General features: G+C 55.5%; 24 protein-coding genes. 15 read left to right on the forward strand and 9 right to left on the reverse strand.

Annotated features, from left to right (window positions below; all coding sequences use genetic code 11):
- Positions 1–158: 158 nt before the first annotated feature.
- Together recN and nadK are read right to left on the reverse strand one after the other, a co-directional pair.
- Complete coding sequence (gene recN, locus AC2AXP_RS17190) at positions 159–1,820, reverse strand: DNA repair protein RecN (RefSeq protein WP_039991832.1); 1,662 nt, start codon at positions 1,818–1,820, stop codon at positions 159–161.
- An 86-nt stretch (positions 1,821–1,906) separates the two neighbouring features.
- Positions 1,907–2,785, reverse strand: a complete 879-nt coding sequence (gene nadK, locus AC2AXP_RS17195) for an NAD(+) kinase (protein WP_088499764.1) — start codon at positions 2,783–2,785, stop codon at positions 1,907–1,909.
- A gap of 124 nt (positions 2,786–2,909) precedes the next feature.
- Between nadK and grpE the strand changes: the two genes are divergently transcribed.
- Positions 2,910–3,491 carry a nucleotide exchange factor GrpE gene (grpE, locus tag AC2AXP_RS17200; RefSeq protein WP_004959510.1) on the forward strand — a complete coding sequence of 194 codons (582 nt, stop codon included), beginning with the start codon at positions 2,910–2,912 and terminating at the stop codon, positions 3,489–3,491.
- Between the two features lie 49 nt (positions 3,492–3,540).
- Here grpE and ung read toward each other — a convergent pair whose 3' ends face one another.
- Positions 3,541–4,236, reverse strand: a complete 696-nt coding sequence (gene ung / locus AC2AXP_RS17205) for a uracil-DNA glycosylase (RefSeq protein ID WP_004959514.1) — start codon at positions 4,234–4,236, stop codon at positions 3,541–3,543.
- 352 nt (positions 4,237–4,588) lie between these two features.
- Between ung and grcA the strand changes: the two genes are divergently transcribed.
- Positions 4,589–4,972: an autonomous glycyl radical cofactor GrcA gene (gene grcA / locus AC2AXP_RS17210; protein WP_039991834.1), complete on the forward strand. Its 384-nt coding sequence runs from the start codon at positions 4,589–4,591 to the stop codon at positions 4,970–4,972.
- Positions 4,973–5,075: 103 nt separating this feature from the next.
- Here grcA and srmB read toward each other — a convergent pair whose 3' ends face one another.
- Entirely contained in the window at positions 5,076–6,398 is a 1,323-nt protein-coding gene (gene srmB / locus AC2AXP_RS17215) for an ATP-dependent RNA helicase SrmB (RefSeq protein WP_004959519.1), read from the reverse strand.
- 122 nt (positions 6,399–6,520) lie between these two features.
- On the opposite strand from srmB, the gene trmN reads away from it, so the two are divergent.
- Positions 6,521–7,276, forward strand: coding sequence for a tRNA(1)(Val) (adenine(37)-N(6))-methyltransferase TrmN (gene trmN, locus AC2AXP_RS17220; protein ID WP_004959522.1), 756 nt, complete (start codon positions 6,521–6,523; stop codon positions 7,274–7,276).
- A 35-nt stretch (positions 7,277–7,311) separates the two neighbouring features.
- Here the strand turns inward: trmN and nadB are convergent, their stop codons facing one another.
- Positions 7,312–8,913: an L-aspartate oxidase gene (gene nadB / locus AC2AXP_RS17225; protein WP_182646437.1), complete on the reverse strand. Its 1,602-nt coding sequence runs from the start codon at positions 8,911–8,913 to the stop codon at positions 7,312–7,314.
- Positions 8,914–9,127: 214 nt separating this feature from the next.
- Here nadB and rpoE point away from each other — a divergent pair, with 214 nt between their 5' ends.
- Genes rpoE through rseC form a run of 4 tightly spaced genes read left to right on the forward strand, consistent with a single transcriptional unit; the run spans position 9,128 to position 11,819 of the window.
- The gene (gene rpoE / locus AC2AXP_RS17230; protein ID WP_004959528.1) at positions 9,128–9,703 is read left to right on the forward strand and encodes an RNA polymerase sigma factor RpoE; all 576 of its coding nucleotides are present in this window, start codon (positions 9,128–9,130) and stop codon (positions 9,701–9,703) included.
- 30 nt (positions 9,704–9,733) lie between these two features.
- The gene (rseA, locus tag AC2AXP_RS17235; protein ID WP_004959530.1) at positions 9,734–10,390 is read left to right on the forward strand and encodes an anti-sigma-E factor RseA; all 657 of its coding nucleotides are present in this window, start codon (positions 9,734–9,736) and stop codon (positions 10,388–10,390) included.
- On the forward strand, positions 10,390–11,346 hold the full coding sequence (gene rseB, locus AC2AXP_RS17240; protein ID WP_004959534.1) for a sigma-E factor regulatory protein RseB: 957 nt from the start codon (positions 10,390–10,392) through the stop codon (positions 11,344–11,346). Before rseA ends, rseB begins: the two co-directional genes overlap by 1 nt.
- Entirely contained in the window at positions 11,343–11,819 is a 477-nt protein-coding gene (rseC, locus tag AC2AXP_RS17245; RefSeq protein ID WP_004959536.1) for a SoxR-reducing system protein RseC, read from the forward strand. Before rseB ends, rseC begins: the two co-directional genes overlap by 4 nt.
- Here rseC and AC2AXP_RS17250 read toward each other — a convergent pair.
- A complete protein-coding gene (locus AC2AXP_RS17250; RefSeq protein WP_004959539.1) occupies positions 11,816–12,667 on the reverse strand; it encodes a hypothetical protein in 852 nt (283 codons plus the stop codon). The genes rseC and AC2AXP_RS17250 overlap by 4 nt on opposite strands.
- A 353-nt stretch (positions 12,668–13,020) precedes the next feature.
- On the reverse strand, positions 13,021–14,151 hold the full coding sequence (locus tag AC2AXP_RS17255; protein ID WP_484381832.1) for an acyltransferase family protein: 1,131 nt from the start codon (positions 14,149–14,151) through the stop codon (positions 13,021–13,023).
- Positions 14,152–14,584: 433 nt separating this feature from the next.
- Between AC2AXP_RS17255 and lepA the strand changes: the two genes are divergently transcribed.
- From lepA to acpS, 7 genes are all read left to right on the forward strand, one after another.
- Complete coding sequence (lepA, locus tag AC2AXP_RS17260) at positions 14,585–16,384, forward strand: translation elongation factor 4 (RefSeq protein ID WP_004959545.1); 1,800 nt, start codon at positions 14,585–14,587, stop codon at positions 16,382–16,384.
- Positions 16,385–16,415: 31 nt separating this feature from the next.
- A complete protein-coding gene (lepB, locus tag AC2AXP_RS17265) occupies positions 16,416–17,393 on the forward strand; it encodes a signal peptidase I (protein ID WP_004959548.1) in 978 nt (325 codons plus the stop codon).
- A 182-nt stretch (positions 17,394–17,575) separates the two neighbouring features.
- Positions 17,576–18,256: a ribonuclease III gene (rnc, locus tag AC2AXP_RS17270; RefSeq protein WP_004929158.1), complete on the forward strand. Its 681-nt coding sequence runs from the start codon at positions 17,576–17,578 to the stop codon at positions 18,254–18,256.
- Positions 18,253–19,161 carry a GTPase Era gene (gene era / locus AC2AXP_RS17275; protein ID WP_004959552.1) on the forward strand — a complete coding sequence of 303 codons (909 nt, stop codon included), beginning with the start codon at positions 18,253–18,255 and terminating at the stop codon, positions 19,159–19,161. The genes rnc and era overlap by 4 nt, the downstream gene beginning before the upstream one ends.
- 6 nt (positions 19,162–19,167) lie before the next feature.
- The gene (gene recO, locus AC2AXP_RS17280; protein WP_004959558.1) at positions 19,168–19,899 is read left to right on the forward strand and encodes a DNA repair protein RecO; all 732 of its coding nucleotides are present in this window, start codon (positions 19,168–19,170) and stop codon (positions 19,897–19,899) included.
- 73 nt (positions 19,900–19,972) lie between these two features.
- Complete coding sequence (gene pdxJ / locus AC2AXP_RS17285; RefSeq protein WP_004959560.1) at positions 19,973–20,704, forward strand: pyridoxine 5'-phosphate synthase; 732 nt, start codon at positions 19,973–19,975, stop codon at positions 20,702–20,704.
- Positions 20,704–21,084 carry a holo-ACP synthase gene (gene acpS / locus AC2AXP_RS17290; protein WP_004959563.1) on the forward strand — a complete coding sequence of 127 codons (381 nt, stop codon included), beginning with the start codon at positions 20,704–20,706 and terminating at the stop codon, positions 21,082–21,084. Before pdxJ ends, acpS begins: the two co-directional genes overlap by 1 nt.
- Before the next feature lie 41 nt (positions 21,085–21,125).
- Here the strand turns inward: acpS and AC2AXP_RS17295 are convergent, their stop codons facing one another.
- On the reverse strand, positions 21,126–21,386 hold the full coding sequence (locus AC2AXP_RS17295; protein WP_004959566.1) for a YfhL family 4Fe-4S dicluster ferredoxin: 261 nt from the start codon (positions 21,384–21,386) through the stop codon (positions 21,126–21,128).
- A gap of 54 nt (positions 21,387–21,440) precedes the next feature.
- Positions 21,441–22,289 (reverse strand): MurR/RpiR family transcriptional regulator, encoded by an 849-nt coding sequence (locus AC2AXP_RS17300; protein ID WP_004959569.1) that lies wholly within the window; start codon positions 22,287–22,289, stop codon positions 21,441–21,443.
- Between the two features lie 166 nt (positions 22,290–22,455).
- Here AC2AXP_RS17300 and murQ point away from each other — a divergent pair, with 166 nt between their 5' ends.
- Positions 22,456–23,349 (forward strand): N-acetylmuramic acid 6-phosphate etherase, encoded by an 894-nt coding sequence (gene murQ, locus AC2AXP_RS17305; RefSeq protein ID WP_088499762.1) that lies wholly within the window; start codon positions 22,456–22,458, stop codon positions 23,347–23,349.
- Positions 23,350–23,365 lie beyond the last annotated feature (16 nt).

Raw genomic sequence — 23,365 nt, forward strand, 5'->3', positions numbered from 1 at the left:
TTCCTTTAGGGCATAGGATGCCGATGATAATAGACCTTGCAGCAGTTGGAAACCGGAAATCTACCGGTTACTCCTTCATCTTTCACGTTGTTGCATTGAAATCGTCCGGGTTGCAGCGCTAAAGTCAGACCGCAGGAATGCAAAAAAGTTGGGCTTTTTTATGCCGCGAGCAGCTCCTTGGCGTTGGCCAACGTATTTTTTGTTACTTCGCTGCCGCCAAGCAGTCGCGCCAACTCTTGCAGACGGGCGCGTTTGTCCAGCGGCGACATCTGCGTTTCGGTTTCCGTGCCGTCGGTTTGCTTGCTGACAAAGAAGTGCTGATGACCACAACCGGCCACCTGCGGCAGGTGGGTCACGCACATAACCTGGGTGGATTCGCCCAGTTGACGCAGCAAACGCCCGACGATGGCCGCCGTTGGGCCGCTGATACCGACATCCACTTCATCGAAAATCAGCGCCGGGGTTTCCATTTTGCGCGCGGTAATCACCTGAATTGCCAGGGCGATGCGAGAAAGCTCGCCGCCGGAAGCAACTTTGGCCAGCGCCTGCATCGGTTGCCCCGGGTTAGTGGACACACGGAACTCAACGCGGCTGGCGCCTTCGACGCCCAGGTGTTCCGGTTCAAAGTGTACGTCGATGCAAAACTGGCCGTGCGGCATCGACAGTGCATGCATGCTTTCGGTAATCAGGTGAGTCAGTTCGTCGGCATACTGCTGACGCTTTTGATGCAGCTGTTGCGCCAACGCCAGCGCGTGCTGGTGATGCAGCGAAACGGCCTCGCTCAGATGCTGTTGATCGCTTTCCTGTTGCGAAAGTTGCTGCTGTTCATCCAGCAGTTGCTGATGCAGCAACGGCAGTTCCTCCGGCGCGACATGGTGCTTGCGCGCCAGACTGATTTGCCGCGAAATGCGTTGTTCCAGCTCGTGCAGCCGATTGGGATCGAGATCCATCCGCTCGGCGTAATGACGCAGTTCGTCGCTGGCCTCGCTGATCTGGATCGACGCCTCTTCCAGCATGTCGAGCAGGCTGGAAAGCCTGTCGTCCATGCCGATCAGCTCCACCAGCAGCTGCTTGGAACTGTACAACTGGCTGAGCATGTTGTGCTCGTCATCATCGGCCAGCAATTGCAGCGCGTGCTGGCTGAGGGTCAAGAGTTGGCCGCTGTTCGCCAGACGTTTGTATTCTGCGTCGATCTGCTCGAATTCGCCGCTCTGCGGTGCGAACTCGTTGAGCTCTTTCAATTGGTATTGCAGCAGTTGCCGGCGCGCGTCACGTTCGATGGACTGTTGTTGATGATGCGCCAGCTCACGGCAGCTTTGGTGCCATTGCTGATAAGCATGACGCATGGCCAGCAGCAGCGTGGGTTCGCCGACGTAGGCATCAAGCAGGGATTTTTGGTGTTCAGGTTTTAGCAACAGTTGATGCGCATGCTGGCCATGGATCTGGATGAGACGCTGGCCGAGTTCGCGCAGTTGCGACAGGGGCACCGAGATGCCGTTGATAAAGCCGCGCGAACGGCCGTCGGTACCGATAACCCGCCGCAGCAGGCATTCGTCGTTATTGTCCAGATGGTTTTGTTCTAGCCATTCACGGGCGGAAGGGGTATCTGCCAGCGAGAAGCGGGCACACAGATCGGCGCGGGAGGCTCCCTGCCGCACGGCATTGCCGTCGGCGCGGCTGCCGAGGCACAGGCCCAGTGCATCAATGGCAATTGACTTACCGGCACCGGTTTCACCGGTAATCGCCGTCATACCCGGTTGAAAGTCGATTTCCAACTCACGAACGATAGCAAAATTGTTGATGGTTAATTGCGCCAGCATGAGAACCTTCCTGTGCATAAACACATGACTGTAGTTTCATACAGTATAAACTGGTTTTATATACAGTAAAGTGGCTGGCGTAAATTTTAGAACAATTTTTTTGACCACCCGAGCTTTGTGCTTAACGTATTGAAATAGCTGTAGTCCTTTGGGTGAATAAGATTCAGGTGATAATCACTGCGGCGTATCAGTACTTCTTCGCCTTCCTGAATCGGCAGCGCTATCTGGCTGTCGCAGCTGATTTCCAGATCGCTGCTGATATGGGAAAACTTCAGCCGAATGGTACTGTCGCCATTGATCACCAACGGGCGGGCAGACAGGGTGTGCGGGAACATCGGCACCAGGGCGATCGCTTCCAGCGAGGGCGTCAGGATTGGGCCGCCGGCAGACAGCGAATAGGCCGTCGAGCCGGTCGGCGTCGCGATGATCAGGCCGTCGGAACGCTGCGAAAAGGCAAAGCTATCGTCGATATACACTTCAAATTCAATCATGTGTGCGACTTTGCCGGGGTGCAGTACCACCTCGTTGATCGCCGTGCTGATGCGGCATTGCTGGTGTTGGCGATGAACGATGGTTTCCAGCAGAAAACGCTTTTCGTCGATGTATTCGCCTTCCAGCACGTCAGCCAACTGTTGCAGCGCGTTGTCGGGATCCAGATCGGTCAAAAAGCCCAGATTGCCGCGGTTGACGCCAATCACCTTGATGTCGTAACGCGCCAGCACGCGCGCCGCGCCGAGCATATTGCCGTCGCCGCCCACCACCACCGCCAGATCGGCCTGCTGGCCAATCTCCGCCAGGCTGCCGGTCACCGCGTCTTTTAGGCCCAAATCCTTGGCGATCTGCTGTTCGATCAGCACCGAGTAACCACGAGCGACCAACCAGTGAAACAGCATCTCGTGAGTGGCCAGCGCCGAGGGGTGACGCGGGTGGCCAACAATGCCAATACATGCGAATTTTTTATTCATTGTTGTGATTTTCCTCACCGGAGCCAGATTATGCCCCACATTGTGACCGGTTGACTTGAAACCCCGATTTTGATCCCCATAATAAGCCAAGTTGCGAGATTAATGCTAAAACGCGGAGATATTCATGAGTAGTAAAGAACACAAGACGCCAAACGAGCAAGTCTCGGAAGAAATGGAAAACGTTCAGCACGAAGAACAGCAGCCGGAAGCAGCGGAAGGTGTCGATCTGCGTGATCAACGCATTGCCGAGCTGGAAGCTCAACTGGCAGAAGCTCAGCAACGCGAGCGCGATAGCCTGCTGCGCGCCAAGGCCGAGATGGAAAACGTTCGTCGCCGCACCGAACTGGATATCGAAAAAGCGCACAAGTTCGCGTTGGAGAAGTTTTCCGCCGATCTGTTGCCGGTGATCGATAACCTGGAGCGCGCGCTGGAACTGGCCGATCGCAATAACCCGGAACTGGCTGCAATGATCGAAGGCATCGAACTGACGCTGAAATCGCTGCAGGACGCGGTACGCAAGTACGGCATCGAAATCGTTGGCGATGTCAACGTGCCGTTCAACCCGGACGTGCACCAGGCGATGAGCCTGATGGAATCAGATCAACACCAGCCAAACCACGTAATGATGGTGATGCAGAAAGGCTACACGCTGAACGGCCGTTTGCTGCGCCCGGCGATGGTGGCGGTATCAAAAGCCAAAGCCTGACGGTTTCTGAAAACAAAAGGCACCTTAGGGTGCCTTTTTTGCGTCTGGATTATGCCGGTTCTACCTCGTTGGGCAACTGCGGCGTCCAATCGATCGGTGCCAGCCCTTGCTGTTCCAGCAATTGATTGGTCTGCGAGAAATGCTGGCAGCCAAGGAAACCGCGGTGAGCGGAAAGCGGCGACGGGTGCGGGGCTTTCAGGACGTGGTGACGCTGGCGATCGATAAAATTACCTTTCTTCTGCGCGTGCGATCCCCACAGTAAAAAGATGACGCCTTGGCGATTTTCGTTCAGCGCGGCGATCACTTTATCGGTGAAGGTTTCCCAACCGAGCCTGGCGTGGGAGTGCGCCTGACCGGCCTCGACGGTGAGCACGGTATTGAGCAGCAGTACGCCTTGTTCCGCCCAGCTTTGCAGGCAGCCGTGACTCGGACGCTCAAAACCGGCAATGTCGCTGGTCAACTCTTTATAGATGTTGACCAGTGAAGGCGGCACCGCGACGCCGGGGCGCACCGAAAACGCCAGACCATGCGCCTGATTCGGCCCATGATAAGGATCCTGACCGAGGATGACGACTTTGACATCCGCCAGTTCGGTAAAGCGAAACGCATTGAAAACGTCTTTTTGCGGCGGGTAGATGGTCTTGCCAGCCTGGCGCTCTGCGGCAACAAAGGCGAGTGTTTCAACAAAATAGGGTTGCTCTTTTTCTTTTCCGATGACGTCATGCCAGGTGAGGGAGGTGGTCATTAACGCTCTCCTTTGTTTTTGTTAGCAATTAATTGGCTATAGCTTACCGTTTACGCCCCGCGAGTGAAACCGCTCTTTCTTGCCCTGGTCACGGCATTGTCGCGGTGACTTTCAATTTTTTTTGAAAATTTACAAAACTTATTGCGTTGGGCCAACGGAAGAATATTGATATAAAACAAAAATTTGCCGCCTTTACGATGCGAGGTGTCCGGTGGAAATTGATTTTAATCAAAGAATTGCCGTCGTCGGACTGGTATACAGAATGATATGGCAACGGGGTTCTACCCATTGGGTGAAACCCGGTTTGGGTTTTAATCAAAATAATTTATCGCCCTTGTACGGAGGCAACAACATGATCACCGGTATTCAAATCACCAAAGCCAGCAATCAGGCGCTGGTTAACTCTTTCTGGCTGTTGGATGACGAAAAGTCAGAAGCGCGTTGCGTTTGCGCCAAAGCCGATTATGCGGAAGATCAAATCGTCCCGGTAACCGAACTGGGGCAGATCGAATACCGCGAAATCCCGATGGAACTGCAACCTACCGTGCGGGTAGAGGGCGGCCAGCATCTGAATGTTAACGTGCTGAGCCGTGAAACGCTGGAGGATGCGGTGCAAAACCCGGAAAAATACCCGCAATTGACCATTCGCGTTTCTGGCTATGCGGTGCGCTTCAACTCGCTGACCCCGGAGCAACAACGCGACGTTATTACCCGCACCTTCACCGAAAGCCTGTAACTGGCCCTGACATTGACGGCATTCGTTTACGGATGCGTCGCTTGCCACAGGCATAAAAAAACCGCCGTTGATACGGCGGTTTTTTATTGCGGCGAGTTATTGATTACTTGCCGCTGTCTTCAGGCTTGGCTTTGGCCTGACGACGTTTGCCAACGTTTTTGGCGTCGCGGTGACGCACCTTCACTTTGGCTTTTTCTTTGTTCTTTTCTTTGCTCTCTGCGCGCTTGGCCAGCACCTTCTTGGACGGTTTGCCGTTGCTCTTTTCGCTTGGCTGCTTGGTGCTTGGGCGCAGCTCATCAATCACCCGCGCTTTCAGCGGTTCATTGAGATAACGGCCGACCTTGCCCAGCAGCAGATGATCGTGCGCTTCCACCAGTGAAATGGCGGTGCCCTTGCGTCCGGCGCGTCCAGTACGCCCAATGCGATGCAGATAGGTATCGGCGGTACGCGGCATGTCAAAGTTGAACACGTGGGTGATATCGAGAATATCCAGACCACGTGCCGCAACGTCGGTGGCAACCAGCACGTTGACCCGGCCGTCCATCATGCGTTTTACCGCTTCGTTGCGCTTGGCCTGCACCATTTCCCCTTCGAGATAGCAGGTGTTGATGCCCGCCTCACGCAGCCAGGTCGCCAGTTCATGCACCCGTTCGCGCTTGCGCACGAAGATCACCGACTTTTGCACATCCGGCTGTTGCAGCAGATGAACCAGCAGCGCGGTTTTATGCTTAACGTCGTCGGCACGGTAGTACCATTGCAAAATCTTTTTGCGTTCGCGACGAGAAGGGTCGGCTTCAACTTCCACCGGCTCTTTCAAAATGCGCTCGGCAAATTCGCGGATGGCTTCGCCTTCCAGCGTGGCGGAAAACAGCAGCGTCTGGTTGCGCCAGCGGGTTTCGGCCGAAATGGTTTCGATATCCTGCGCGAAGCCCATGTCCAGCATGCGGTCGGCTTCGTCGAGGATCAGCGTTTCTACCGCACGGCAGTCGAAGTTTTCTTCTTTGATGTATTGCAGCAGGCGGCCGGTGGTGGCGACCACCACGTCCTGATTTTCGCTGAACACTTCCGCGTGGTTCATATACGCCACGCCGCCGGTAATGGTGGCGATGTCCAACGAGGTATGAGCAGCCAGTTCACGCGCCTGATCGGCGACCTGCATTGCCAGTTCACGCGTTGGGGTGAGGATCAGTACGCGCGGTGGGCCGGATTTTTTACGTGGGAAATCCAGCAGATGCTGTAATACCGGCAGCAGGAATGCGGCAGTCTTACCGGTGCCGGTTGGCGCCGAACCCAATACGTCACGCCCGTCCATGGCCGGCGGAATGGCTGCGGCCTGAATGGCGGTTGGGCGGTCGTAGCCTTTATCGCGCAGGGCGTTAATCAGGCGTTCATCGAGATCGAGTTCGGAAAAATTGGTTGCTGTCATGGTCTACCTCTACTTGGGGCGCCGATTATAGACGGGTTGGCCGCCGGGTTCACCCTTTTTAAGGAAAGCATCTCTTTTACCCACTAGCAGATTGCCTTATGCTACGCCAGTTTTCTAGCCGGATGGTCAATGTGAGCAGTCAATCAAACGCCGATTTCAAACCGCGACGCGGTGGTTTTACCTTCAAGCAATTCTTCGTTGGTCACGATCGCTGTGCGATGAAAGTCGGCACCGACGGCGTGCTGCTTGGCGCCTGGGCGCCATTGGCGCAGAGCGGCAAGGTGCTGGATATCGGCTGCGGCAGTGGCTTGATCGCCTTGATGCTGGCGCAGCGCTCGCCGGCTGAGATACATATTGATGCGGTGGAACTGGATACGGCTGCCGCAGAGCAGGCGCAGGAAAACGTCCTGCAATCACCGTGGTCGCAACGTATCAGGGTTTATGCGCAGAATATCGAGGATTTCGCCCAGCGTCACGCCGGGCGCTATGCGCTAATTGTCAGCAATCCGCCATACTTTGAGCCGTCAGTGGCCTGCCGCGATCGGGCGAGAGACACCGCGCGCTATACCGAAACCTTGCCGCACGATCTGCTACTGGATTGCGCGCAGCGCTTGCTGGGCGACAACGGCCAGCTGTGCGTGGTGCTGCCGTATGCCATCGGCGAGGCGTTCGCCGCCGATGCACAGCGGCGCGGCTGGCATATGGCGCTGCGAGTGAACGTCAGCGATCGGCCACAGACGCCGCGCCACCGAATGCTGCTGTCGTTGACGCGTGAACCGCAGCGTTGTGTGGAAAACGATCTGGCGATCAAGCAGGCCGACGGCAGCTACAGCGAGGCATTCCGCGCGCTGATTGCCGATTTTTATCTGTTCTATTAATTAACCGGGACACCGCTGGTGCCCCGATTCGCAGGTCAGGGTTGCAGGATCGTCGGGCGCGAGTCTGGCAGCATATCCGGGTAGTCCAGCGTATAGTGCAGGCCACGGCTTTCCTTGCGCGCCATGGCGCTGCGCACGATCAGCTCCGCGACCTGAACAAGATTGCGCAGTTCCAGCAGGTTGTTGGAGATGCGGAAGTTGGCGTAATACTCATCGATTTCCTGTTGCAGGGTATTGATGCGGCGCAGGGCCCGCTCCAGGCGCTTGCTGGTGCGCACGATGCCGACATAATCCCACATGAACAACCGCAGTTCGTGCCAGTTGTGCTGAATCACTACCCGTTCGTCGGAGTCATCGACGCGGCTTTCATCCCAATGAGGGAGCTGCCTGGCCAGCGTAATGAACGGCAGGCGGGTAATGATGTCTTCCGCCGCTGACCAGCCGTAAACCAGACATTCCAATAAAGAATTCGATGCCATGCGGTTGGCGCCATGCAGGCCGGTGTAGCTGACTTCGCCAATCGCATACAGGCCGTCTAGATCGGTGCGGCCATGTTGATCGACCATTACGCCGCCACAGGTGTAGTGGGCGGCAGGAACGATCGGGATCGGCTGCTTTGTCAGATCAAAGCCCAGCGTCAGCAACTTCTCATGGATCATCGGGAAGTGCTGGGTGATGAACTCAGCCGGTTTATGGCTGATATCCAGATACATGCAATCGGCGCCGAGGCGCTTCATTTCATGGTCGATGGCGCGCGCCACGATATCGCGTGGCGCCAGTTCACCCCGCGGATCGAAGTCCGGCATGAACCGACTGCCATCCGGGCGTTTCAGATAGGCACCTTCGCCGCGCAGCGCTTCGGTCAGCAGAAAATTACGCGCTTGCGGGTGGAACAGGCAGGTGGGATGAAACTGGTTAAACTCCAGGTTCGCTACCCGGCAGCCCGCACGCCAGGCCATGGCAATGCCATCGCCGGAGGAGATATCCGGATTGGTGGTGTATTGGTAAACCTTGGCGGCGCCACCGGTAGCCAGTACCACGGTTTTGGCGCGATAGGTTTCCACCTGTTCGCGCTCTCGGTTCCAGACATAGGCTCCTACGACGCGTCGGGTACCCGGCAGGCCAATCTTGTTTGAGGTGATCAGGTCAACCGCGTTGCGGCGCTCCATCACGCAAATATTCGGGTGGGCGCTTGCTTTCCCTACCAGGGTAGTCTCTACTTCCTTACCGGTGGCATCGGCTGCGTGCAGGATGCGGCGATGGCTGTGGCCGCCTTCGCGCGTCAGGTGATAACGTTCTTCACCCTGTGCGTTGGTTTCGGTATCGAACAGCACGCCCTGGTCGATCAGCCACTGTACGCAGTGGCGAGCGTTGCCGGCGATAAATTCTACCGCGTCTTTGTCACACAATCCGGCACCGGCAATCAGCGTGTCATCAACGTGTGAGGCAATACTGTCTGTTTCATCAAATACCGCGGCGATCCCGCCCTGGGCATAAAAGGTGGCGCCTTCGTTGAGCGGGCCTTTGCTCAGCACGGTAACCTTGCAATGCTGCGCCAGTCGCAGGGCCAGTGACAGGCCCGCCGCGCCGCTGCCGACGATCAGTACATCACTGACATGTTCATATGATGGTTGCATAACGTATGATGTGTGCAGAAGAAGAGTGAAAATCATGTTAGCCTACTTGTCCGGGCAAAAGCCACGGATAGGGCGACATCTACAGAAAAAACAATGGCGGTATGGAACTTCGGGTTTCATATGAACTCCAAGCGAGTGCTTGCTCAGGAAAATAACGTATGGCTGGCAGTACAATTTCACGCGTGGAGACAGATTTGGGGAGAATTTACCTCGGATGAGCGAGCAGTTAACGGATCAGGTGCTGGTTGAACGGGTCCAAAAGGGCGATCAGAAATCGTTTAACTTACTGGTAGTACGTTACCAGCATAAAGTTGCGAGTCTCGTTTCCCGCTATGTGCCGCAGGGCGATGTGCCGGATGTGGTGCAGGAGTCGTTTATTAAAGCCTATCGCGCGCTGGAATCATTCCGCGGCGACAGCGCCTTTTACACCTGGTTATATCGAATCGCTGTCAATACAGCAAAAAATTATCTGGTTGCTCAGGGGCGGCGTCCACCGGCTAGTGATGTGGATGCCAACGATGCGGAAAACTTTGAAAGTGCAGGCGCACTAAAAGAAATTTCGAACCCTGAGAACTTAATGTTGTCTGAAGAGTTGAGACAGATAGTTTTCCGTACCATTGAGTCACTCCCGGAGGATCTTCGCATGGCGATTACCCTGCGTGAGTTGGATGGTCTAAGCTACGAAGAGATAGCGGCCATCATGGATTGCCCGGTCGGAACCGTACGTTCGCGTATTTTCCGCGCCCGGGAGGCTATCGATAATAAAGTTCAACCGCTGATTCAGCGTTAGCGATGGCGGGCACAGGAAGGGTACTTAGGCATGCAGAAAGAAAAGCTTTCCGCTCTGATGGATGGTGAATCACTCGACAACGAACTGCTCAGTTCGTTATCCAAAGATCGTGTGCTTCAGCAAAGCTGGCAGAGCTATCACCTGATACGTGATACGTTACGTGGTGATGTCGGACAAGTCATTCATCTCGACATCGCCGAACGCGTTGCTGCTGCATTGGAGAAAGAACCTGCACGTCTGGTTCCTTCCGCAGTGCCTGAATCTCAGCCGCAACCACATACCTGGCAAAAAATGCCGTTCTGGCACAAGGTGCGTCCATGGGCAACCCAGTTGACCCAGGTGGGCGTTGCGGCCTGTGTGTCGCTGGCGGTGATCGTCGGCGTACAGCATTACAATCAACCTGCGGCAACCGAGCAGGGCAGCGCGGAAGCGCCGGTGTTCAACACCTTGCCAATCATGGGGCAGCCGTCACCGGTGAGCCTGGGCGTGCCGGCCGACAGCTTCTCTACCGGCAGCGGCCAACAGCAGCAGGTGCAGGAACAGCGCAAACGTATCAACGCCATGTTGCAAGACTACGAACTGCAACGTCGTTTGCATTCGGATCAGTTACAACTTGAACACGCTAACCCGCAGCAAGCGGCGGTTCAGGTTCCAGGAACCCAGTCTTTAGGAATGCAACAGCAGTAATGAAGCAACTTTGGTTCTCCGTTTGTCTATTGACGGGTAGCCTGCTCTATTCAAACATCGCCCCGGCGCAGACTGCGTCCGGGGCGTTGTTACAACAAATGAGCAGTGCCAGCCGTTCACTCAATTATGAACTCGCCTATATCAGCATCAGTAAACAGGGGATTGAATCGCTACGCTATCGTCATGCGGTGGTCGATCAACAACCTCTGGGACAACTGTTGCACATGGACGGCCCGCGTCGCGAAGTGTTACAGCGCGGCGGCGGCATCAGCTATTTCGAACCCGGGCTGGAGCCCTTCACGTTAACCGGCGACCATATTGTCGACGCGTTGCCGGCCCTGGTGTATGCCGACTTTGACCGTCTGGCGAAATATTACGACTTTATCTCCGTTGGCCGTACGCGCATTTCCGATCGCCCGTGTGAGGTGATTCGCGTGGTGGCGCGTGACGGTTCGCGTTACAGCTATATCGTCTGGATGGACGTAGACACCAAGCTGCCGCTTCGGGTCGATTTGCTCGATCGTGATGGCGAAACGCTGGAACAGTTTCGCGTCATCTCGTTCGTGGTTGGCGCCGAAGTGCAGAACATTATGCAGGGCCTGCTGAAGGTCAACCTGCCACCGTTGCTGTCGCTGCCTGCGACCGAAAAGGTCAATCTGAGTTGGAACACCGGCTGGCTGCCGGCCGGGGTGAACGAAGTGGCGCGCAATCGTCGCAAGTTGCCAAACGTATCGGTACCGGTAGAATCACGCTTGTACAGCGACGGTCTGTTCAGCTTCTCGGTTAATGTCAGCCCGAGTGGCGCTGGCGCCGGCCAACAGTTTTATCGGCAAGGGCGGCGTACCATACAAAGCATCGTGCGTAACGGCCACGAGATTATCATCGTCGGTGAATTGCCACCGTCTACGGCCAAGCGTATTGCTGACAGCATCACCTTCAAGGTAGCAGCACAATGATGAAAGAATGGGCCACGGTAGTATCGTGGCAACAGGGTGTGGCGTTATTGCGTTGTGAACCCAAAGCCGGCTGCGGCAGTTGTCATGCCCGTTCGGGCTGCGGCGCGCGGGCGCTGAATGAGCTGGTGCCGGAAACCGAGCACCAGCTGCGGGTGCATATCGAGCAGCCATTGGAACCGGGACAGCGCATTGAAGTCGGTATCGCCGAAGGCAGTCTGCTGCGCTCGGCGATGCTGGTATATCTCACTCCATTGATCGGCATGATGCTGGGCGGCGGCTTATTGCAGCTGTGGCTGGGTAGCGACGGGGCGGCGGCGATCGGCGCACTGGTTGGCGGCGTGGGTGCATTCTTGCTGGCGCGCCGCTTGGCGCGGCGTCTGGGCGAACAGGATGCCTATCAGCCGATCGTACTGCAAATCGGCTTGCCGCCAACGGCACTGCGCCTGCAGGCCGACAACCCGCTTCCTCACTAGCACGCTTGCTGCGTCACCGCCGGATTACGGTAGGCGGGGATGCGGTTGGCGATCATATGCTCCAGCAGCGCGATGAAGAGATCGGCGCTCAGCAGCGAAAAATAACACAACGTCACCAGCGTCTGGCCTTGATCATTGAGCAGATGGATCTTTCCTTGCTCAGCATCGGTTACCTGCGAATGTATCTGTTCAATGGCGATATTGCCCTGCGGCGTTGACAGGGTTTTGGCGCTCAAATGCAGCGTTTGGCCTTGCAGTCGCTGCAAATCGCCGCGTAGCAGCAAATTCAGCCAACGTGCTTTGCAATTCTGGTAGCGGAAATCGATAACCTCCCCCTGATACAAGGCATTCAGTGCCATGGTGCCGCGTAGCTGAATTTGCTGATTAATGATGGTATCTCGCAACGTCCAGGCATGAGATACATTGCTGAATACCGTGCACCATGGCTGATCGGCCGCGGTGCGAAAGGCCATCGCTTCACATAATCCACCGCATAGCCCGCCGAGTAACGGTATGCCACGGAAACGATAGATATCGGTGATTTTTTCAAACGGGATAAAGCGTTCTTTGTGGTTATGGCTACTGACCACCCGAACGCCATGTTCATACAGCCGGTAGCTGAATGCAGGCCGCAGAAAATGCCGCAGCGCCAGGAGGATACAGCCGAGTAAAATCGTCGCTGCGCCGGTTTGCAATAGGGTCAACACGCCGCTTTCTTCCATGTTGCTCAGCAGCGGTAACAACAGTAGCGTACCGCCAATGGTTAACAGCAGCGCTGCCGCCGCCAGAATGCCCCAGTTGACCTTTGAAAAATCGTGCCGGCTCAGCATCTGCCCTTTATCGATCATTACGCACCTTCCAATCAACTTACAGAGATATGCTGATGAACTCCGTTGGGCATGCCGATGTAGAGCCCTGTTTAATATTTGTTACGGAGTTCTGCCTCCTTTCTATAGGAGGCGGGGCAGGGGCGTATATGGGTTTTTTCCTAAAGCGGGAGAGACACTTATCATGTTGCATTCGCCAATGACAACAGCGCTGAGGTGTTAGCAATGCGCGGTATTTGTAACAAAATTGCCGGGGTAAAGTGGGCCGACGCGGTGTTATTTTGCCGCGTGGTTATTCTTTGCGTAAAGAACCGAGGTTAAAATTACTCAGTTCCGAGAATCAGCTTAATCAATATTACCTGATAGCGAGGGATTTAACCTGGTTGCGAGCTGTTTTCTATTCTACGGCAAATGTTCCGTGCAAGTTTAATCAGCCTCTGTTCCACGAAGTAATACAGGATAATCGACAAGCTGATGGAGAGTGAAATCGAATAAATATATTTGACGACACCTTCATTGGCTGGTAGGCCCGGTAGCCGATCTCCATGGATTTGAATGAACTTTAATACCGGCACATGAATAAGGTATAAAGAATAAGAATAGGCGCCAATGTTAACCAGTACGGATGGGAGCGTGAGTTTGAGTGCGTGTTCCATCGTCAGTAAGGCGACAATTAACGCCAGGGCGATAACGGCAGAGTGGGTTATACCCTGTCCGGCACGATAACCGGTTAGCCAGAATAATATGCAAATAATAAATATTGGGATCATTAACACCGCAGTTGGCTTATGGTGGAACAGTCGGCTATATTTTGACTGGTAAAGCTCCGCCAGCATCAATCCCAAGACAAAATCCAATACGATAGGATTAAAGATAAAGCCGACGTTGCGCCACGCACCGATATCAGCGATGGTGAAGCTGTTCGCATCCAGCGTGAATTGGCCACCAGGCAGCATGCAGCCCAGTAGGTAACCGGCGACCAGCAGCAAAGCGCACAGGTAACTGCGATACTTCTTGCTTAACGCCATGGACAGGGCGAAGAGGAGGTAAAAGTAGACTTCATAGCCCAGAGTCCACGAGACGACCAGCGTACCCCAGCCATAATAAGGAGCGATATTGTTGGGATCCAACGGCAGCAGCAGATAGGACTTCAGCACATTGGTAAGCGAAAATTCTGGTCCTAGCCAGGTTCCGGAGGAGCTGTTATAGCCAATAACCATGATAAAAAGTGAAAACACCATAAAATAAAGCGGGTAAACCCTAAAGAAGCGCTTGATGGTGAAATCTACGATCGGGTAAGACAGTAATCTTTTGGTGGAGTAGGCAATAATAAATCCACTGATGATAAAAAATATCTCTACGCCAAATGCGGCATTTAACGTAAGGTAATCCATAAACGAACCGCTGTTAATATCGCCTAGAAGAGATCTGTTATGGCCAAATACTACCATCAATGCTGCAATGCCACGTAATAGCTGTATGCTTTCAATATTATTGTTTTTCATTAAAGGTTCCAACGGATAATAATAAAAGTAGTAATGTTGAGCTCGAAGCAGGTATTTATATTATTGTTTTAACGTTTGGTTAAAATGAATTATTGGTTTGTCGTGTTTTGTAAACCTGATTTAGCTTCACTAAGTCATATTTAATAGCAAGCTTGGTTTTTTATCGCTATGTCCATCATTAACGCCAGACTGGCGTCTGCATTAGCAATGGGGATGGTGCGTAAGGCGTACATCATATAGGCAGTAAAACATAAAAAGTAGGGTTTTTTAATGCATAACGCTCGACAGGGACTTCCGTTGCCGGCCTCCTTTCGCACGGCGCTCTTACAGTGTAAGATGCGTCACATTCTATGTGGGTAGTTTGGGTTTCGTATCCATCACTGCGTCCACCGATCAAATACTTAAGCGCTTAATTAGAGAAAACATTAATTAAATGAAGCACATAAGAAACTTTTCTATTATTGCCCACATTGACCACGGTAAGTCGACGCTGTCCGACCGTATTATCCAGATTTGCGGCGGCCTGACCGAGCGTGAAATGGCCGCGCAGGTTCTGGATTCCATGGATCTGGAACGTGAGCGTGGTATCACCATCAAGGCGCAAAGCGTCACGCTGGATTACAAGGCGCTGGATGGTCAAACCTATCAGCTTAACTTTATCGATACTCCCGGCCACGTTGACTTCTCCTATGAAGTTTCCCGCTCGCTGGCGGCCTGCGAAGGCGCGCTGCTGGTGGTGGATGCCGGCCAGGGCGTAGAAGCGCAGACGCTGGCCAACTGCTATACCGCGATCGAAATGGATCTGGAAGTGGTGCCGGTGCTGAACAAAATTGACCTGCCGGCGGCCGATCCGGATCGTGCAGCGCAGGAAATCGAAGATATCGTCGGCATCGACGCCACTGACGCAGTGCGCTGCTCGGCCAAGACCGGCGTTGGCGTGCCGGAAGTACTGGAACGCCTGGTGCGCGATATTCCGCCGCCGGAAGGCGATCCGGAAGCGCCATTGCAGGCGCTGATCATCGACTCCTGGTTTGATAACTACCTGGGAGTGGTGTCACTGGTGCGCATCAAGAACGGCACCATGCGCAAAGGCGACAAGATCAAGGTAATGAGTACCGGACAGGTGTACAACGCCGATCGTCTGGGGATCTTCACGCCGAAGCGCGTCGACCGCGATGTGCTGAACTGCGGCGAAGTGGGTTGGCTGGTATGTGCCATCAAGGACATTCTCGGTGCACCGGTCGGCGATACCCTGACGCTGTCCCGCCAGCCGGCAGACAAGCCGTTGCCGGGCTTCAAAAAAGTGAAGCCGCAGGTTTACGCCGGTCTGTTCCCGATAAGCTCCGACGACTATGAAGCCTTCCGCGATGCGCTGGGCAAGCTGAGCCTGAACGACGCCTCGCTGTTCTACGAGCCGGAAAGTTCCACCGCGCTGGGCTTCGGCTTCCGCTGTGGTTTCCTGGGCTTGCTGCACATGGAGATCATTCAGGAACGTCTGGAGCGTGAATACGATCTGGATCTGATCACCACCGCCCCGACGGTGGTCTATCAGGTGGAAACCACCGGCGGTGAAACGGTGTACGTCGATAGCCCATCCAAGCTGCCGCCGTTGAACAACATCGCTGAGCTGCGTGAGCCGATCGCCGAATGTCACATGCTGATGCCACAAGAATACCTCGGTAACGTGATCACGCTGTGCGTGGAAAAACGCGGCGTGCAGACCAACATGGTCTATCACGGCAACCAGGTGGCGCTGACCTACGAAATTCCAATGGCGGAAGTGGTGCTCGACTTCTTCGACCGTCTGAAGTCGACGTCACGTGGCTATGCGTCCCTGGATTATAACTTCAAACGCTTCCAGGCCTCCGACATGGTGCGGGTTGACGTATTGATCAACGGTGAGCGCGTGGATGCGCTGGCGCTGATCACTCACCGTGACAACTCGCAGTATCGCGGGCGCGATCTGGTGGAAAAAATGAAAGAGCTGATCCCGCGTCAGCAATTCGACATTGCGATTCAGGCGGCGATCGGTACGCACATTATTGCGCGTTCAACGGTCAAACAGCTGCGCAAGAACGTATTGGCGAAGTGCTACGGCGGTGACGTCAGCCGTAAGAAAAAGCTGTTGCAGAAACAGAAAGACGGTAAGAAACGCATGAAGCAGGTGGGTAACGTCGAGTTGCCGCAGGAAGCGTTCCTGGCCATTCTGCACGTTGGCAAAGACGGTAAGTAAGAGCGAAAGCTCACGTAACTAGGGAGTTTGCATGGCGAATATGTTTGCCCTGATCCTGGCAGTTGCTACGCTGGTGACCGGGATCATCTGGTGCTTTGAGCGCTTTAAATGGGCTCCGGCACGCCGGGCGAAAATCGCAGCGGTCAACGCGCAGACCGCAGGCGCGGTAGACGAAAAGACGCTGGCGAAAGTGGCCAAGCAACCGGGCTGGGTTGAAACCGGGGCATCGGTGTTCCCGGTGTTGCTGGTGGTGTTCGTGGTGCGTTCGTTTATCTACGAGCCGTTCCAGATCCCGTCAGGGTCAATGATGCCGACGCTGCTGATCGGCGATTTTATTCTGGTGGAGAAATATGCCTACGGCATTAAAGATCCGATTACCCAGACGACGCTGATTGAAACCGGCCATCCGAAGCGTGGCGACATTGCGGTATTCAAATATCCGCTCGATCCGAAACTGGACTATATCAAGCGTGTGGTCGGCCTGCCGGGCGATCGCGTATCGTACGATCCGGTGAACAAACGCGTAACGGTACAGCCGGTGTGCAATACCGATCGACCGTGTGACAAAGCGCTGGCGGTGACCTATAACGACGCACAGCCAAGCGACTTTGTGCAGATGTTCAGCCGTAGCGGCGCCGGCGAAGCCAGCAATGGCTTCTATAATATCCCGGTGAGCGACAACGTGCCGCAGGGCGGTATCCGCCTGCGCGAGCGTAATGAAACGCTGGGCAACGTCACTCATTCGGTGCTGACCGTACCTGGCACCCAGGATCAGGTAGGCGCTTACTATCAGCAGCCAGGCCAGCAATTGGCGGAATGGGTAGTGCCAGCCGGCCATTACTTCATGATGGGCGATAACCGTGATAACAGCGCTGACAGTCGTTATTGGGGATTCGTGCCGGAGAAGAACCTGGTGGGCAAAGCCACGGCTATCTGGATGAGTTTTGAAAAACAGGAAGGCGAGTGGCCTACCGGCGTACGTTTGAGCCGTATTGGCGGAATTCATTAATCTTGCGCGTATAAACGCAGCATAATAATTTCTTCCGTTGTAGAATACCTTCCTGAGCGATAAAAGTTGGCTCCCTGTTGGGAGCCACTGCAAACGAAACAGCTTTGGATCGGCTCTCGACGAAGCAGGCCTGTTCCGTGTGCTGCAAAGTTTTTGACGCATTCTTGATCTATTGGTAACTCATGAACCCCATCGTAATAAACAGGCTGCAGCGGAAGCTGGGCTACACTTTTCAACAGCAGGAGCTCTTGCTGCAAGCGTTGACTCACCGCAGCGCCAGCAGTAAACACAATGAACGGCTTGAGTTTCTGGGTGACTCTATCCTGAGTTTCGTCATCGCCAATGCGCTTTATCACCGCTTCCCGCGCGTTGATGAAGGCGACATGAGCCGCATGCGCGCCACGCTGGTGCGCGGAAACACGCTGGCGGAAATGGCGCGTGAGTTCGATCTGGGCGAATGCCTGCGCCTTGGGCCGGGAGAACTGAAAAGTGGCGGTTTCCGCCGCGAGTCGATTCTGGCGGATACGGTGGAAGCATTGATTGGCGGCGTGTTCCTGGACAGTGATATCCAGACCGTTGAACGACTGATTCTGGACTGGTATCGCAGCCGGCTGGACGAAATCAGCCCCGGTGATAAGCAGAAAGACCCAAAAACCCGCTTGCAGGAGTTTTTACAAGGTCGTCATCTGCCGTTGCCTTCTTATCTGGTGGTGCAGGTTCGCGGTGAAGCGCACGATCAGGAATTTACTATCCACTGCCAGGTGAGCGGTTTGAGCGAGCCCGTTGTGGGCACCGGTTCGAGTCGCCGTAAAGCCGAGCAGGCGGCAGCGGAACAAGCGCTGAAAAAGCTGGAGCTTGAATGAGCGAAGAAACACAATACTGCGGATTTATCGCGATCGTTGGTCGTCCGAACGTGGGCAAATCCACGTTATTGAACCAACTGCTGGGGCAAAAGGTCTCCATTACTTCGCGTAAGCCGCAAACCACGCGCCACCGCATCATGGGCATTCACACCGAAGGGCCTTATCAGGCGATTTACGTCGATACCCCCGGGTTGCACATCGAAGAAAAACGCGCCATCAACCGTTTGATGAACCGCGCCGCCAGCAGCTCGATCGGTGACGTGGAACTGGTGATCTTCGTGGTTGAAGGCACCAACTGGACTGCCGACGACGAAATGGTGGTCAATAAGCTGCGCAGCCTGAAATGCCCGGTGCTGTTGGCGATCAACAAGGTCGACAACGTGGCTGACAAAGGCAAGCTGCTGCCGCATATCGCTTTCTTGAGCCAGCAGATGAACTTCCTCGACGTGGTGCCAATTTCTGCCGAGAAAGGCATGAACGTGGACACCATCGCCGGCATCGTGCGCAAACTGTTGCCGGAAGCGGAGCATCACTTCCCGGAAGATTACATCACCGATCGTTCCCAGCGCTTTATGGCGTCGGAGATCATTCGCGAAAAACTGATGCGTTTCCTCGGTGAAGAGCTGCCGTATTCGGTCACGGTCGAAATCGAACAGTTCGTGGCCAACGATCGCGGTGGCTATGATGTCCACGGCCTGATCCTGGTTGAACGCGAAGGCCAGAAGAAAATGGTCATCGGCAATAAAGGCTCGAAGATCAAAACCATCGGCATTGAAGCCCGCCAGGATATGGAACAGATGTTTGAAGCCAAGGTGCATCTGGAACTGTGGGTGAAAGTGAAATCCGGCTGGGCGGACGACGAACGTGCGCTGCGTAGCCTGGGCTATGTCGACGATCTGAAGTAACGTCCGATGGAAGGCTGGCAGCGCGCTTTCGTCCTGCATGGGCGGCCGTACAGTGAAACCAGCCTGATGCTGGATCTGTTCACCGAAGGCCACGGACGGGTGCGCTTGCTGGCAAAAGGCGCGCGCAGCCGCCGCTCCAATCTAAAGGGTTGCCTGCAACCCTTTACCCCTTTATTAGTCCGCTGGGGCGGGCGTGGCGATATCAAGACGCTGCGCAATGCCGAAGCGGTTTCCCTTGGCTTACCGCTTAGCGGCATGATGCTTTACAGCGGCCTGTACGTGAACGAACTGCTGTCGCGGGTGCTGGAACAGGAAGCCGACTATTCACTGCTGTTTTTCGACTACCTGCAATGTTTGCAGGCGTTGGCGGCTGCCGAACGCTCACCGGAACAGGCCTTGCGCCAGTTCGAGCTGGCCCTGCTGCACCACCTGGGTTACGGCGTCGACTTCCTGCACTGTGCCGGCAGCGGCGAGCCGGTTGACGACGGCATGACCTACCGCTATCGCGAAGAAAAAGGCTTTATCGCCAGTCTGGTGGTAGACCATTACAGCTTTACCGGACGTGAACTGCGTGCGCTGGCCGAACGCCAGTTTCCCGACGCCGATACCCTGCGTGCCGCCAAACGTTTTACCCGCATGGCGTTAAAACCCTATCTGGGCGGCAAACCGCTAAAAAGCCGCGAACTGTTTCGGCAGTTTGTGCGCAAGCAGCCCGATCCCCCGGTCGACGACGCGTAATCCGCTTTCTGCTTTTGCGCTTTTCCCGCTGCGTGTAAACTGCTGACACTGAAATCGTAATCTAGAGGTTGTCATGGCTGATTTGCTGCTCGGCGTTAATATCGATCATATTGCCACCCTGCGTAACGCGCGCGGAACCCAGTACCCCGATCCGGTGCAGGCGGCGTTCAGCGCCGAACAGGCCGGCGCGGACGGCATTACCGTTCACCTGCGCGAAGACCGTCGTCATATTACCGATCGTGACGTACGTATTCTGCGCCAGACCATTCAGACCCGTATGAACCTGGAAATGGCGGTGACCGACGAAATGCTGGATATTGCCTGCGAACTGCGGCCGCACTTCTGCTGCCTGGTGCCGGAAAAGCGCGAAGAAGTGACCACCGAAGGCGGGCTGGACGTGGCAGGGCAGTTGGACAAAATGACGCTGGCGGTAGAGCGTTTGACCCAGGCTGGTATTCAGGTTTCGTTGTTTATCGACCCGGACCACCGGCAGATTGATGCTGCGGTAGCAGTAGGTGCGCCGTATATCGAAATTCACACCGGTGCCTATGCGCAAGCGCAAGGCGAGCTGGCGGTGCAGGCCGAACTGAAGCGCATTGCCCAGGCGGCGCGCTACGCGGCGCAAAAAGGCCTGAAGGTCAACGCCGGCCACGGTTTGACCTACCATAACGTGCAGCCGATCGCAGCGCTGCCGGAAATGCATGAGTTGAACATCGGCCATGCGATTATCGGCCAGGCGGTGATCGGTGGCCTGTCTGCCGCGGTCAGCGACATGAAACTGCTGATGCGGGAAGCGCGTCGCTAATGGCCGTGCTGGGCCTCGGTACCGACATTGTCGAGATGGCGCGCATCGAAGCGGTGGTGGAGCGTAGCGGCGATCGTTTGGCGCGGCGGGTGTTGAGCGATGCGGAATGGGCGGTCTATCAGCAGCATCAGCAGCCGGTCCGCTTTCTGGCCAAACGTTTTGCGGTCAAGGAGGCGGCGGCCAAGGCGTTTGGCACCGGCATTCGCAACGGCCTGGCCTTCAATCAGTTTGAAGTGTTCAATGATGGCCTGGGCAAGCCGAATATCCGCCTGCATGCGCGCGCCGCCGAACTGGCACAGGAGATGGGGGTGACTTCGATCCACGTCTCGCTGGCTGACGAACGGCGCTATGCCTGTGCGACGGTGATTATCGAAGGTTGACTTCAGACGGGCGCGGCGAGCGGCGCCCGGTTACGGCAAGGTTACAGCCGGTCTGCGTGGTGCAGAACCACAAACTTGTCCCACAGCTGTTCCTGACTTTCCAACCGGCCGGGATCGATAATGATGGTGTTATCGATCGGGCATACCTGCTGGCAGGTCGGCGTCTCGTAATGTCCAACGCATTCGGTGCAGCGATCGGCGTCTATCTGGTAGATATCCTCGCCCATCGAGATCGCCTGATTCGGGCACTCTGGTTCACACATGTCACAGTTGATGCATTTGCGTGTGATTAACAGGGCCATAAACTATCTCTCATCATTTCTAAGGGTATTTAAGCGGAGCGCGAATTATACGCTTCATACCAGTTTTTTCATTAACTGTTCGCTGTGTTTTATCCGATCGCGCGCATGGTCCAGGTCATGCTGAATCAGCGCCATAAACAGCAGGTCGGTGAGCGCATACTGCGCGGTGCTGGACGAGATCGCGGCGCTGCGGGTATTGGGTTCTTCCGCAATGGTATACAGGCAGTGATCGGCACGCTGTTGCAGACCGTTGGGGGAAAAGCAGGTCAGGGCCAGCACCTGCGCACCGGCGATACGTGCTTCTTCTGCCGCCAGGTTGATTTCACGCCGTTCGCCGCTGAACGAAATGGCCACCAGCAAATCCTGTTTGTCCAGCGCTTGCACCGCCGCCAGTTGAACGTGCATATCCGATTCGGCAACCGCCATCACGCCCAGTTTGAGTAACTTGAAGGAAAAGTCTTTCGCCACCAGCCCGGACGCGCCAATGCCCATCAGTATCACCCTGCGCGCCGCGCGCAGCATGCTTAACGCCTGGTGCAGCCGTTCTTCGCTGTTGATATCCAGCGTGGCGCGCAAGGCCGCGTGCTTTTCCACCAGTAACTTTTCACCGACGGTTTTGAGCGCGTCACTGCTGAGTATCCGGTTATGCACCGTGACTACCGGAGCGCTTTGCGGTTGGGCGAGGGTTTCACTTAGCGCCAGTTTCAACGCCGGGAAGCCTTTATAGCCCATTTTCTGGGCAAACTTGACCACGCTTGACTGGCTGACGCCAGCCACCTGAGCCAGCGTTTGCGAGCTGAGATGGCGCGCCTGTTCAGCGTTGTGCAGCAGGAAATCGGCCAGCTTGCGATCGTTCTGCGCCAGCGCAGGATACATTTGGCGAATGCGAAGAAGGGTACTCATTATTTTTTCCTTGATGTCAGTCGGCATTCTGCCACGGTGGGCGTGGAAACGTGCAGCGAAAATTTTTGTGAGCTCCCCGTTAAAATAGCAAATAGTGCTCGCTTTGTTGAATAAAATATTCAAATATTGAATTCACATTGTGAATTAAAAATTCAAAGGTGATGAAATGAACCTGGGCGCATTGGTATCAGAAACCCGTAATCCGGCAACGCTGCGGCTGGACGAGATGTCCACGCTGGAAATGGTGACCTGTTTTAATCATGAAGATCGCAAAGTGCCGTTGGCGATCGAGCCGGTACTGCCGCAGATCGCGCAGGCGGTGGATCTGACGGCGGCGGCATTGCAGGCCGGTGGTCGGCTGATTTATCTCGGCGCCGGCACCAGCGGTCGACTGGGGGTGTTGGATGCCTCGGAATGCCCGCCGACCTTTGGCGTACCGCACGGCGTGGTGGTCGGGCTGATCGCCGGCGGGCCGGGCGCACTGCTGAAAGCGGTGGAAGGGGCGGAAGACGACGCTGAACTGGGGGCGCGTGACCTGCGCGATCTGCAACTGACCGCGACCGATATGGTGATCGGGCTGGCGGCATCTGGCCGTACGCCGTATGTGATAGGCGCGCTGCGCTATGCACGCCAGTTGGGGTGTCCGACGGCGGCCATTTCCTGCAACCCGGATTCGCCGATTGCCCAAGAGGCGCAGGTGGCGATTTCACCGGTGGTCGGCCCGGAAGCTCTGACCGGTTCGACCCGCATGAAGTCCGGCACGGCGCAAAAACTGGTGCTGAACATGATTTCCACCGGGGCGATGGTCAAACTGGGCAAGGTATATCAGAACCTGATGGTTGATGTTAAGGCGACCAACGTCAAATTGGTCGATCGCGCCTGCCGTATCGTGACCGAGGCCACCGGCGCCGATCGTAGCCAGGCGGAGGCGGCATTGACGCAAACCGGCTTTGAGGTCAAACCGGCGATCCTGATGATTCTGGCCGAGGTCAGCGCCGAAGAAGCGCAGCGGCGTTTGCAACGGCACCACGGCTTCTTGCGTGCGGCACTGGCGGGTTAATCCACTTTCGGGGCAG

The organism is Serratia sp. Sp408 (assembly GCF_057180665.1).